Annotated in this window: 7 protein-coding genes; 2 read left to right on the top strand and 5 right to left on the bottom strand. The window is 63.0% G+C overall.

The window, feature by feature from the left end; genetic code table 11:
• Positions 1-573 precede the first annotated feature (573 nt).
• Both KA354_23970 and KA354_23975 read right to left on the bottom strand, forming a co-directional pair.
• Positions 574-3,780, bottom strand: a complete 3,207-nt coding sequence (locus tag KA354_23970) for an autotransporter-associated beta strand repeat-containing protein (GenBank protein MBP7937709.1) — start codon at positions 3,778-3,780, stop codon at positions 574-576.
• A 228-nt stretch (positions 3,781-4,008) separates the two neighbouring features.
• Entirely contained in the window at positions 4,009-5,706 is a 1,698-nt protein-coding gene (locus KA354_23975; protein ID MBP7937710.1) for a S8 family serine peptidase, read from the bottom strand.
• A gap of 313 nt (positions 5,707-6,019) precedes the next feature.
• Between KA354_23975 and KA354_23980 the strand changes: the two genes are divergently transcribed.
• Positions 6,020-7,087, top strand: coding sequence for a hypothetical protein (locus KA354_23980; protein ID MBP7937711.1), 1,068 nt, complete (start codon positions 6,020-6,022; stop codon positions 7,085-7,087).
• A gap of 196 nt (positions 7,088-7,283) precedes the next feature.
• On the opposite strand, the gene KA354_23985 is transcribed toward KA354_23980, so the two are convergent.
• The 3 genes from KA354_23985 to KA354_23995 form a co-directional block, all read right to left on the bottom strand.
• Entirely contained in the window at positions 7,284-9,191 is a 1,908-nt protein-coding gene (locus KA354_23985) for a beta-N-acetylhexosaminidase (GenBank protein ID MBP7937712.1), read from the bottom strand.
• Positions 9,192-9,461: 270 nt separating this feature from the next.
• Entirely contained in the window at positions 9,462-10,271 is an 810-nt protein-coding gene (locus KA354_23990) for a M48 family metallopeptidase (protein MBP7937713.1), read from the bottom strand.
• A gap of 409 nt (positions 10,272-10,680) precedes the next feature.
• Positions 10,681-12,852, bottom strand: a complete 2,172-nt coding sequence (locus KA354_23995; GenBank protein ID MBP7937714.1) for a sulfatase-like hydrolase/transferase — start codon at positions 12,850-12,852, stop codon at positions 10,681-10,683.
• A 545-nt stretch (positions 12,853-13,397) separates the two neighbouring features.
• On the opposite strand from KA354_23995, the gene KA354_24000 reads away from it, so the two are divergent.
• Positions 13,398-13,959: tRNA-dihydrouridine synthase (locus KA354_24000; protein ID MBP7937715.1), on the top strand; the 562-nt coding region annotated here is incomplete at its 3' end.

Consider the following 13,959-nt stretch of genomic DNA (forward strand, 5'->3'; position numbering starts at 1 on the left):
GCGCCGTCACGGGCCCAAGGCCGGCACATACCCCGGCAATCACAGCCAAGGGAACCCACGCTCCGAGGTTCATGCCCCAAGTGCGTGTCATGAGCCCACCTCCTCTGGCCAAGAAACAATGGATGATGAGACACCCACGCTCCGCGAGAATCCCTCGTCCGAAGGACTGGCTCTCAGCCGGACGGGTTCGATGCACCGGGCCGGAGCCAGCCCATGCGGCTCATATCGATTATACTCTGCGACCAATTGACTCCAAAGCGCGGCCCAACCTGTCCACCGAGATGCCACCGGGCCGCCTGAATCTCGATTCAACGTACGCGATCTTCACTTGAAAGCCTCTCGATCCGGGAACGACATGCCGAACCTGGTTCTTGACCCGGGGTTTCGCGGATAACCAGCCGGTGAAGAACCTGCGAGCACTTGAGCGCAGGCTGGAGGGTTGACGCATACGGAACGAAAACGCGAGGGACTGATTATCAAGACCGGAATGAGGCACGAATGGGCCCTTTGAGTGTGGCGGTCGGCGGTGACGAGGCGCTGCCGGGCCCTCCGCACTCGCCCACTGAGTGTGTTTCAGTTCGCGCAGTCCGGATCGGCCGACACGTTTGAGCCGCTGTAGCAGCGCTGGAGGACGCCAAAATCGTCCTGATCCACGTCGTCGTCTGCGTCGAGGTCCGCGTCCTCGCAACCTGGGGCGACGGGGATGATAGCCGGTCCGGTGGTGCACTGCCGGAGCAGGGCGCAATCATCTGCATCCACGTCCGCGTCGCGGTCCAGGTCAGGTCGCACGTACGGCACCAGCGCCAAGCTGTTGCCACCGTAATGGTAGGCAATGACGTGCGTGGGGGGCAGATCCTTCACGCTCGCGAACCGCGTCCCGACGAGGGAATGGTATTGTGCGAAAACATAGGAACTGGTCGAGTTCAGCACACCCAGGCCGTCGAAATCGACCGTCGCGGCCGAGATGTCGAGCTGTCCGCCAACGGCGAGCAGGTCAATCGACGAGGGGCCGTAATCGACCTTGAATAGGCCCGCGATGCCGGCATCGCCGACGACGTCCAACGACGCGATACTGGGGCCGGGGATGAGGGTGCCGCCGGTTTGGATGACTAGCCCGCCGGCGATGGAGCCCGTACCTCCGAGCGTACCCGAGTTCTGCACGGTGGCGCCGCCGGCGATTGATCCATTGACTAGCAGCACACCGCTCTGGACGGTCGTGCCACCGCTGTAAGTGCTGTGACCGTTGAGCTGAAGCGTGCCCGTTCCGGTCTTGGTGATTCCGCCGCTGCCCGAAATCTCGCCGGCGAAGGTAGTCGAGGTGCCGTCGCCACCGACGGTGAGCATTGCACCGCCCAATACCACCAAGCTGCTTGAAACGCCGGCCAGGGAGCCGATGGTCTGGTGGATGCCGTTCAGGTCAAAAGCCGTGCCGGCATTGGTCATGTTGACCGCGGTGTTGGAGGGAAGCGAGCCCGGGGCGCCGTAGTTGATGGTGCCGAGGTTCGCATTGGGTCCGGCATCGTGGAGTTGTTCCAGGATGGTCGGCGTCAGCGCGCCGTTCCACATCCGCACTTCGTTGTAGCTGGCGTTGGCTGTGGAGTCGGGCGTCCAGAAAGACCGCGCCAGGTTGTTGGCGGTGTCGGTCAGTGTGGCGAGTGTGTTGGTCGTCGTGAAGGAATCCTGAGCGGCGCCCAGGTCGGCACTGGCTGAAGGCGCCGTGTACCACGTGACCACCGTAGAATCGCCCACCGGGCTGAGCGTCATGACGATATGGAACTCAGCATTGAGCGTGTACGGCTGGTTGGTGTCATCGGAGGTGGTGGTGACACCGTCCTTCCATTCGACACGGTCGGTCGACGCGTTGGTGCCGCGCGTCCAGCTCATGAACAGATTCTCACTGTTAGTCGCGCCGAAGTCGAAGATGCGACCCCAGTTCTGCACACTTCGCTGCGTGGCCCACAGCTCGATGCTGATCGGCACATTCGCGTCCGGCAGGAGATTGTTGCCAAGGCGGATGTAGTCGGAAGCGTTTCGTGATCCGCCGGCGACGGTGGCGTCGTTGGCTGACAGGGTGACGCTGTTGGCGCCGACTTCGACAAGCGTGGCATTGCTGCCACCCGCCGAATCGATTAGCGAGCCATTGAAGCTCCAACGATGCGTCACCGCCATGGGGGGAGAGCTGAGCCGCAGGATTCCATCGGCGATTGTGGTTGAGCCGCGGTAGGTGTTGGCGGCGGTGAGCGTGAGCACGCCGGGGCCGATCTTGGTCAAACCGCCGGTTGCAGAGGCGCCGATCAGGGGCTGGCTCAGGGTGACGTTGTGTCCGTTGGTATCGATAGCCGCGCCGCCGACCTGTATGTCCGCCGTACCCAGGCCGAATACTAAGGAACCGCTGGAGTTGTTTGCCTTGAGTATGCCGCCGTTGAAATGCAGGGCGGTGGCGAAGTCCCCATGGACCGCCGGCGCGCTGAGCACCCCCTCCTCGAGACACACCTCGCCCTTTTCCACCCGAACGACATCGGAGGCGTTGACTGTGCCACCGCTGATCCGCAGCGTCCCACCGGCATTGCTTATGGTGCCGACCCGGCCGACCCGAATCTCGCCGCTGACACTGAGCACGGCGCTGCCGGAGACAACCAGTGTACCAGCGCTGGTCTGGCCGATGTGGAGCTTGGAGACCGTGCTGGCGGAAGAGCTCAGATCGGCCGTGTACCCGCTCTGAATCACCGCAGTCTGCGAAGCGTTGGGCACGGCGCCGCCGAGCCAATTGCCGCCTTCCTGGTAGTCCAATGTGCCGGCGTGGCCGTCGAACTCGATCTCGCTGGTGGCATTGGGCGCGCCGACAATCAGCTTCTGAGCCATCATCCGCGGCACCTTGATCACCGTTCCGTGCTTGCCCCGCGTCGGGAAGATCAAGTCATTGACGCGCTCGGCCCAGGTCTGCATGTTGTCGTTGGACGTCAGCAGGCCCATCCGGTTCTCGCCGTAGCGGTCGCCGTAGAGAAACCAGGCGTCGCCGATCTTGATTCCGGTCGGGCCTTCGAAGGCGTAGTCCCCGGAGATCCGTGGCGGATTCACCGTGTTGTACGGGCCGGTCGCGTCGGGGCCACCTTGTGCCTTGAACACGTACAGACCAGTCTCGTTCTTGACGAAGCCGACGTGATTGGCGCTGTCTTTGACAATTATCATGTCAATGACCGTGTAGCCCGGATCATAGAGCAGCGCAGTCGGCGTGAAGGTCTCGAAGTCGGTCGTCATCGTATAGTAAATGTGATTGGGCGCACCCGAGACGTTTTCTCTCGACGACCAGTAGATCATGTACCGGCTGGTGGTCATGTCAAAGAAGAGTTCCGGCGCCCAGGCGTTACGCGTGTTGGCATACCCCGCCATCACATCGATGCATTTCTTGTTGGTCCAGGTGAGCAGGTCGTCGGACTCACCGTAGCAAATTTGCGTGGTGACGTCCCAGGGCAGGGTCGTGTGGACCAGGCGGAACTTGCCGTCGGGGCCGAGGTTGATGCAGGGATCGCGCGTGGTGGTGCCCATCATCGGGCCGGTGACAGCGATGTCACCGTTGACCGCGTGGTAGTTGTAGCCGTCGAGCGAATACGCCAGATGCATCCCGTCAGTACCGTCGGGATCGCGGAAGTAAGAGAAGATGTAGACATCCTCCGCGCCCGGCGCCGGCGCGGGCGGCAGGATCGCGCAAACCACCACCGCTACGGCGATAGCGCGGCGAATGTACTGGCGATGGCTCCTGCACCCCATCGATGAACCCACTGCCCACCTCCTAGGTAGAAACCGTCATCACAATTGCACAGCTCAATTCAGAGCGGCGCCGCCCGGTTGCCGGCTCCGGGGCAACGGCAACGCCCAGACCCGCAGCCGCCAGCGCCTGCTGGAACGTCATGCCCGCCGGCGCACCCCGACCTGCGCCGGCCTGAATCACCTCCCGAACCTCCTTGGACAGTATGGTTCTCCGCTCCGACGGAGCCGATGAACGCCAGCTCAATTCGCTACCCCCGCGCAATCCGGATCGACCGGGTTGTCCAAGCCGCTGTAGCATCGCTGGAAGACACCGAAATCGGACTGGTCGACGTCGGCATCCCCGTCAAAGTCGGCGCGCCGGCAAGAGCGATCTGGGGGACCAACGGCCGGGCCGGTCAGGCAGGCCAGCAGAGCCCTGAGGTCAGCCCCGTCAACGTCACGGTCAAAATCGAAATCCCCCGTAATGAATGGGTACTCGTGGGCCGCCAGGGCGTCGATCAGACCGTAACCACGGGCAGAATCAGGATCGTGCCTCCCGTGGGCGACATAATAATCAGCCGTATGAAACAAGGCGGCACGAAGCTGGTCTATGCTCCAATCAGGATGAGCCTGTACCAGGCAGACCACAACCCCTGCAACCAGCGGCGTGGCATAGGAGGTCCCGCTGCCAGGGCCGTAGCCGCTCGGGCTGTAGGTGCTGGCCAACCACGTGCTCACGCCCCGGGCTACCACCTCCGGCTTGACCCGACCGTCGGCTGTCGGGCCGCGAGAGCTGAAACCGGCGATCAGACCCTGGCCATCCACCGCCCCGACCGTAATCACCTGAAAGGCATCGGCCGGGGCAATCAGACTCGGACCCAGCGGACCGAAGTTGCCCGCAGCAGTGCAGCAAAAGACACCGTTGGACGTCGCGGTATTCACGCCCACGGTGGTCACCGCCGTCAGGCCGTCCAACTGAGCCTGAGTGTACCAGTCAATGTAACCAAGGGACGACGTCACCACATCTGCACCGTGGCTCTCGGCGAATTCCAGGCCGGCCACAAAGTAGTCCTCCTCGATGGGTGTTTCCTGCGAGTTGTCCTCGGTTTTACAGAGGATCAGGCTGGCACCGAATCCCGCGCCGTACAGCCGCCCATCCGCGCGGCCGGCGGCCACACTCAGCGTGGCCGTACCGTGGCCATGATTACCGGGAGGATCATCCGCATCGTCTTGGGTGTCGCTGTCGTTCTCGACAAAGTCCCACTCCGCGAGGATGCGTTCGGGGTGGACCGTTTCGTGAGCCTTGTAGAAACCGGTGTCCAGCAGGGCCAGGACGACACCGCTGCCGGTATACCCCAGATCGTGCAGGGCAAGCACATTGAGCTGAGCCAATTGGTCCCGTGAAGGTCCGTATTCGAGGCCGGTTTCGTCAAGAGCACTCACGAAGCCACACGGCTTGACCGTGAACGCCGTGTCGTCTACGCCCTCCGGCATCACCCGCCTGCCGCGGCCCACCGGCTGGATACTCTTCACGAAAGGCAGGCTAGCGATCGCCTTGATCTGTACTGCGGTAGCCCGTACGCTGATCGCGTTGAGCCACCTGCTGGAGCACACCATCCGAGCACCGGTTGCCGTGACGGCCGCCACGTGCTCCGCCGAGAGCGGAAGATCGCATTCGTCAATCAGGCCAGGAGCCGTCCTCCGCTGGAGCCGGCGAGCCAGTGCCCGTGGATCGTATTCCGCCCGGACCTTGTCCATCTTCCGCAGCCGGGCGCCCGGTGAACTCTCGCCCTTGTCCGAGAACATCACCCAGACCTTGATCGGGCCGCCTTGCCGGGCAAGCAGGCGCCACACATCGGCGCACACCGCGTCCCTCGCCGCCTGCTCCCCCGCGGCAGAGCAGTAAGGAGCGACTACCGCGCCCACCAACAACATAGTCCAGCCGATCCGCGACCGCATTCCCCCTCCACAAAAGGGGCTCCTCCGCATCGAAGCGCCATATCCCTCCTGACTGCCCAAGCCCTGTATCAACGGGCCTCCAAGGCTCTATTCTAACGCCACCGCCCCGTCATCCCAAGACAAATCGCCAGTCCAGGACTCCCCAAGCAGCCTTCTCTGGTTACGCTGCCGGGCGATCTGACCGGCGATCGATGGTATATAATGGCCGCCCGAGGCCGTCCGACGGAGCGATCCAGGGCGAATAAACCTGTACCCGCTGCGAGACATCCCTCGTTTCGAGAGCTTGCCCCGGCACGAAAGGAGTCGGAATGAGATGGCAGGAATGACCTCCCATGAACGGTTCACCCGCATGTTTCAGCATCGCGAGGCCGACCGCGTGGCCATGTGGGACTTCCCGTGGCCGGGGACACTCAAACGATGGCGCAACGAAGGAATGCCGACCGACGCCAGCTATGAGGACTACTTCGACGTTGACAAGGTGTCGCGGGTCGTGGTCGATAATTCGCCGAGATACCCAGAACGCACCGTCGAAGAAAACGACGAGTTCAGAGTCATCACCACGAGTTGGGGCGGAACGCAGCGGGATTTCAAGGATCAGGATTCCACGCCGGATTTCATCGGCTACACCATTGCCGATTGGGGCACGTGGACGGCGTCAAAAGCGCGCATGACTCCCACGCCGGACCGCATTCCGTGGGACCACCTCAAGACCAATTACGGGAAGTGGAGAAAGGAAGGCCACTGGATCCTGGGGGACCTGTGGTTCAGTTTCAACCAGCTGACTTCCTACGTGGTCGGCATGGAGAGGTTCCTCATGTATCTGATCGAGGAGCCCGAGCTGTGCAAAGACATGCTCCTCTACTCGCTGGACGTGAACCTGAAGCTCCTGGAAATGGCATGGGACGCAGGTTACACGTTTGACATGCTGAATATCCGGGACGACATGGGCTACAAGCATGCCCAGTTCTTTTCGCTGAAGACCTATAGGGAGATCATCAAGCCTTCGCACCAGAGAGCGGTCGATTGGGCCCGCAATCGGGGCATCAAGACGCGGCTCCACTCCTGCGGCTACATCATGCCGCTGCTTCCCGAGATCGTGGAAGTAGGATTTGACGCCCTTCACCCGATGGAGGTGAAGGCTGGGATGAACCCGCAGGAAGTCAAATCACGATACGGCGATCGCCTCGTTCTCCACGGCGGTTTCAACGCCGTGCTCTGGAAAGACCGTGATGCCATCACCGCGGAAATGGAACGGTTGCTGCCCATTCTGAAGCAGTCAAGCGGATATGTTTTCGCGGCGGACCATTCGATACCCAATGACGTGAGTCTTGAGAACATGAGGACAATCATCGCGTTGGCCAAGAAGCTGGGGAGCTTCTGAAGGACAGCCGGAGACCGATCGCTCCCCCGGACACGGCCGGATGTGAAGATCCCCGGTTGGCGGGCATTCGCCTCAATCGGCTGGTGTTCTTCTGTCGGTCTTGCGGACACCTCTATCCCGAGAATGGTCTTTGACCTCTGAATTCACGCCCGCGCAGGAGTTCCGGGAAGCCGTCAACGCATCCACGGGGAACACCCTACCTCAGCAGGATGACCCCATGCGAATCGGTTCCACCGTCGCTTCGGATGCGGGCACGAAGCCTGTAGATCGAACCGGGTTTCACGGCGCCGACCCGCAGCTGGTAGTCATTTGCCGCGTGGGCCGCCCCCGTGCGCCCCTGGTGCTCGTCACGGCTGATTTCGTGTCCATCCTCGAGTAGGACCACCGACTGGATATCGAGAGCATGTGCTCCTCGCTGGTAGAGCATCTGCACACCTAGCGGTCCTGTTTTCCTGACCGCGGTGGTGATGTCCCAATCGAGGTCCTTCCAGGTCTCCGACATGTCCTGAGGGTTCCATGCTCCAAGCTGCACCGGGGCTTTGAAGTAAGGGATGCCCAATGCATCAAGCCGCGGAAGGAAGGCTTCTGCCCTGCGGGCAAACTCCGCACCGTCGCGTTTCTCCTGCGGCGTCCAGCCCACTTCGGCCAGTGCCAGGATGCGGGGAAAGGTCTTCGCGAAGACACGATCGTCCGTGACCAGTTCCGTCCACAGCTGGGCCTGACTGCCGAGCACGAGCTTGGCCTGCTGAGGGGCGAGGCCTCGCACCGGGTCGAGTTCATAGACCCTGCCCATATCGAGTGAGGCACCGGCGAACATCGTGTCTCCCGGCCCCTGTCCGTAATCGAAGTAGGTGCAGTCGTGCCGGGACTGGATGACGCGGAAACCCCGGGCGACAGCTTCTTCGAGTTCGCCGGCGTGCCAGCAGTGAACGATCTGTCCTTCCGGAATACCGAGAGACAGCCGATCAGCCCAGGCCACACTGGTGCGGCCGTGTTCGCGCACGAATCGGTTCATCCTCTTCATGAACCACTTCTGCAGCAGGCGCGGGTCAGTGATGCCCAGTCCGGCCATCCGGGCCTGACAACGTGAGCAGGCCTTCCAGTGTCTGTCCTCCGCCTCATCACCTCCGAGATGAATGTAGGGGCTGTGGGGGAAAAGGGCCATAGTCTCGACCAGAATGTCCTGCAATTGCCCGATGGCCTTGTCGGACCCAAGGCAGATTTCCCGGCTTGCGCCCGGCGGCAAAGGCTTGCCGTCCGCGCCGAGGCAAGAGCCCTCGCTCAGCACGGACGCCACCTGCATCGCGTGGCTCGGCATCTCGATCTCCGGCACGATCGTGATGTGGAGGCGTTTGGCTCGCTCCACGATTTCACCGACATCCTCCGCCGAGTAGTAACCCATAGCCTGCGTATAAGTGTCGCCCCGGATGCCTGCCGGCTGGACCAGTCGCGGGTACTTCGCGATGGCGAGTCGCCAGGCGTTATCGTCGACCAGATGCCAGTGGAAGACGTTGATCTTGAACATTGCCAAGGCATCGAGCAGGTGCAGAACGGTTGCCTTGCTGACGAAGTGACGGGAACTGTCCAACATGAATCCCCGCCAACCGAAGCGCGGCGTGTCCTCGATACGCACGCAGGCCAGCGGATATTCCGTCCGGCCTTCAGCCGGCCGAAGCGGCAGCAACTGGCGGAGCGACTGCATGCCGTAGAAGAGGCCGGCACTCTTGGCCGCCGTGATGAACGCTCCTTTCGGCGCAATCTCCAGCGTGTAGCCCTCTTCGCCGAGATCGCCACGGGCGGCATCGAGGGACAGGGTGATGGCGCCGTCGAGCGGAGCCGGACTCGATCGGGTGAGAACGCGTACGTTGACTCCAGTCGAACGCGCAATCGCGTCGGCAAGAAACCGGGCCGTATCCGTCTCTGATTCGATGACCCGGATCACCGTCTCCGACCCCAGCAGAAAAGTGCCGTCGGACAGAGTCGCCCGATCAGGAAGAGGGATCAGGACCAGGGGTGGCGCTTGCGCTGCCGGCAGAGAAGGACCGGTCATCAGCAGAGCCGCCAGTGCGACGATCAGATAGACATATCGCGAGCCCAAGTTCACTTCACTCTCCCGTGTCCAGGATCTTCCCGCCGACCTTGTCCATCCACGCTGCCAGACCGTGCACGAACTCTGTAACGCACCTTCGGCCAGCTTCACTCCTCCCACGGCGATTCCTTTGCCCCAGCGGAAGCGATCCTCACCCGCCTACACTGTTCCCTTTGCCGACCGAGATGAGGTCGGCTCCGGCTGAGGAGGCATGCCCCAGGGTGCCCAACTCGCTCTTGAGCGCAGATCTCCGGGCAGCGGTGTGGGACGTTGAAGTCGGTCCGGTTACCACTGTTCCCCCACTCCGTATTGTTGCGGGGCCGCGCGGTATGCCTCCAGCGCAGCGGGCATCTCCTTCTCAAACTGCCCGACGCGCCGTTCTTCGCGGGGATGCGTGGATAGAAACTCCAGTCCTTTGGATTTCCGGCTCGCTTCCATCCGCCGCCAGAGCCCAATAGCCTCGCGCGGGTCGTAGCCGGCCCTGGCCGCGTAGATCAGGCCAATCTGGTCCGCCTCAGATTCATGAGCCCGGCTGTAAGGAAGCAGAGCCCCCACCTGAGCACCCACGCCAAAAGCCTGAAGAGCACCGCTCCGCAATGCTGGGGAGGCCTTGGCCAGTCCCTGGGCAAGGAGTTCCTGTATGATCTCTACGCTCATCTGCTGGCTGATGCGCTCCCCGCCGTGCCGGGCGACGGCGTGAGCCACCTCATGGCCGACAACCACGGCCATGCCGGCCTCGTTCTTCATGATGGGCAGGATGCCGGTGTACACCATGATCTTACCGCCGGGCAAGCAGAAGGCATTCACCTGATCAGATTCGATCAGGGCGAACTCCCAGCGGAAGTCCGGACGGTCGGCCACCCCCGCAATCCGCCTGCCAACACGCTCAACCACGGCCGTCATTCGGGCATCCGTGCTCCGCTTGGCCTTCGACAGGACCTCCTGGTAAGCCTGGGCCCCGAGCGTCTGCTCTTGGTCGGAGGTGACCAGCATCAGCTGCCTACGGCCGGTTTCCTTGACCGTCGAGCAGCCCAGCGAGGTCAGCACCAAACAGCACGAGACGAGAAGGGGCCATGAGAGCTGCCGAAGAAGCATCGGTACGCCTCCTTGAACGCAGCGATCTCTCGCGTGCAGGGGAGACGGGCACGTCACCCGGCCCGCACCGCTCTCGATCGGTACGCGTTCATCGTATCATATCATAGCCCCGCCGCTATACCGACCAGGAGCGGGAGGACACCCGTCGACGCCGAACTGGAGTCGTTGACCACAGCGATGCAGACCGTAGCGTCCCGTCTCTACGTGCCCGATTCGCCCCAGCGCTGGCACCGACCGCGGGGCCCGTCCACCGAGCCTTGGGATACCCCTGGTCCTGGTCTGTCTCTCCGTGCTTGCCGGGGCCCGAGCCCGAACAAGGGAGTTCGAGGGCGGAGCCCCCGAGGAATCCGGACCCCAGGGGGCCTCCCGCGCCGGTGGTCGACTGCCGCCTTCGCCCGCCAGCGTGCTGTCATGGTGGACTCAGCTCGAGCACGAGGGATTGGATCTCGCCGGTGAATGGATTCGGGGCCTGATAGGGTCCGACAGCCCCGGCCGTATCACAGCCGACATCCAGGCCATCCACGGGCATGGCGGAAACGGGACCACCCGCCGCGGCTTTGGCAGCCGGTTGGCCGTCGATCGAAAGCGTCAGCGTGCCCTGAATGTCGAGACAGGCAGTGGCGGTGTGCACGCCGGCGATGGCCGCGAGTGCGGTCGCCGAACCGACCTCTTCGCCGGTCCGAACCAGGAAGGTCAGCTTGCCATCGGCCATGAACAGCGTATAACCTCGCGCGCTTCCGCCTTGGGCAATCAGAACGCCGTTCTCGGTTCCCTTGGTGTCGAACTTCGCGGTGATCGTGAAGGTACGCCCAGCGATGGCGGGTGCTTTACCACGATCGAGATGGTCGCCAGCCTTGAGTACAAATCGCCGCTGCTTGCTGAGCCCCTGAGCTGCCCTCGTCGTGCTCTTGCCTCGCCACGCCCCCAATGGAAGCACATTCGCGCGCTGCGCCCAGACATCCCATGCGGCCGACATGGTCGTTACCCGCTCGGTCTGTGCATCGGCAAGGTCGTGGAGTTCGCTGCGGTCGGTCTCAATGTCATAGAGTTCCCAGTCCTGGTTCTCCTTGGCCACGAGCTTCCAGCGGCCGTCACGGATGGCACGGTTGCCTTCATGCTCCCACACCAGAGGCTTGGCCCGGGCCAGGCTCCTGCCTTCGAAAGCAGGACGCAGGCTTGTCCCTTCCGTCGGCTTGATCTCATGCCCGCGAAGCTCCTGAGGATATGCCGCGCCGGCCGCATCCACGCACGTCGCCATGATGTCCACGAGCTGGCCAGGCTGCGATTCGAGCTTCCCGCAACGCTCGGCGGGGATACCGGCAGGCCAGTGAGCGATCAGGGGAGTACTGATCCCGCCTTCATGCACCCAGTGCTTGTACTCGCGGAAGGGAGTGTTGCTGACGTTGGCCCAGGCTCGCCCATACCCGATGTACGTGTCCGGAGGGCCGGGCATGACTCCAGGACCCGTGCGCACCCACCGCCCATCACGCGTCTGCATCGGCGGCCAGATCGCAGGCTGGAGCTGGTCCCGCTTCAGGGGAGCCAGGTCGGCTGGGGGCGGACCGTTGGGAGACCGGCCCATGCCCTCGGCGCAGCCACCGTTGTCCTGCAGGAAGAGAATGAGCGTGTGGTCGAGGCAGCCGTCTTTCTTCAGCTGGGCCACGACGCGCCCGATGCCCTGGTCCATGCAGTCAACCATGGCCGCATACACCTCCATGCAACGGGCCTCCCAGGCCTTGTCTTTGACATCTCGCCAGGCGGCGGCACCGGCCGAAAGCTCGGCCGTCGCAGGGATGATGCCCAGCTTCCTCATGCCCGCGAACCTCGCCACCCGAACGGCCTCGTAGCCCTGGTCGTAGCGGCCCTTGTACTTCGCGACGTCCTTCTCCATCGCGTGCATCGGCCAGTGGGCTGCGGTGTAGGCCAGATAGAGAAAAAAAGGCTTCTCCGGCGACTCTTGGGTATGCAGCTGGAGATAGCGCACCGCATTGTCGCTGATGGCGTCGGTGTAGTAGAACTGGGCCGGTCGGTACTCGGAGTCATTCTCGGGAGTGATGAAGGTGTTCTGCCGGCACAGGGTCGTAGGGTCGTAGAAACTCCCGGCACCGGTGATCGTTCCGTAGAACTTGTCGAACCCGCGCTGCACGGGCCAGCAGGAGAGGTCCGCTCCGGGACCGGCATGCCGAGTGACGTGCCACTTGCCGCACATGTACGTGCGATAGCCCGCCGGTCGCAGCACCTCTGCGATCGTCACACAACGATCGTTCAGCCCACCGCGATAGCCGTCATATCCGTTGTCGCTGGTCATGTGCCCGACGCCGGCCTGATGAGGATGCAGGCCGGTGAGAAGCGAGGCTCGCGTGGGGCAGCAGCGCGCGGTGTTGTAGAACTGCGTGAACCGGATGCCGCCGGACGCAAGCGCATCGAGATGAGGCGTCTGGATTTCACCACCATAGCAGCCGAGGTCGGAGAAACCCATGTCATCACTGAGAATGACGATGATGTTAGGCCTGTCCGCGGCGAAAGAGGGACCGCACAGACCACTGAGGACGGCCACAAGCCATGCGAGAAAATGCTTCATGGTTTCACCCACATACGGCGTCGAAGGTCGCGGTTGCAGCCGTCGGAGGATCCAATCCTCTTCGCCTGCTCCGCCTGAGCCAGCTCATCGACCGGGCCGTTCTTCTACAAGCGAACGCCGATCATATTGTAGCGGATGTCGACTCCCCTGCGACAGTCCGTCCATGGTCCGCGGTTCGATCAGCGCATGCACCCCTGCCCACCCAGCCCGGCAATTCGGTCCGGGCTGAGCATCTCCAGACGGCAAGGCCGGAAGTACGGCTGCCCCGTCCACGGATGAAGGCCTAAGGCTATGCAACTCGCAGCACCCGTTTACCACGAGAACCCAAAAACCTAGGAAGCTCTTGAACGCTGTTCCCAGCCAAGCCTCCGCCGCCTCGAGCCAGGGAGTCCGCGTGCGAATGCGGCTTTCGTCAGACCTTGGCGTGGGCCCTGATTCGTCTATAATGCGCCGCGCCATCGGACAGTCGTCGGTGGCGAGAGCCTGCACGGCACCGCTGCCCCCGGTCAGCGTGTGCGACGAGACGGTCAAATCAAGGAGATCGCATGAGTAGCCCGATCAGCATAATGCCCTGCCTCGACATGCAGAACGGCCGCGTCGTCAAGGGCGTTCATTTCGTCGAAATCAAGGATGCAGGCGATCCGGTCGAATGCGCCTTGGCGTACTGCAAGGAAGGGGCCGATGAGCTGGCCCTGCTGGATATCACTGCCACCGTCGAGGAACGCGACACGATGCTTGACGTTGTTCGGCGCGTGGCCAACGCAGCCACCGTGCCGTTCACCGTTGGCGGGGGCATTCGCGATGTCGCCTCCGCCGCGGCGGTTCTGAAGGCCGGAGCCGACAAGGTCTCGGTCAGCACCGCCGCCTTCCGGAAGCCGTCGATCGTCAGGGAGATGATCAAGGAGTTTGGCCCCGACCGAATCACCGTGGCCATCGACGTGGACCGCAACGAGGCTATGCCCTCCGGCTATGAGGTGTACATCGACGGCGGCCGCACCGCCACCGGGGCGGATTCGGTTGAATGGGCCCGGACTGTCGACAGCTTCGGCGTCAGGGTGATCCTGCCCACCAGCAAGGCCGGGGATGGCGCCAAGACAGGCTATGATC

This window comes from Phycisphaerae bacterium (assembly GCA_018003015.1).
Lineage (GTDB): Bacteria > Planctomycetota > Phycisphaerae > UBA1845 > PWPN01 > JAGNEZ01.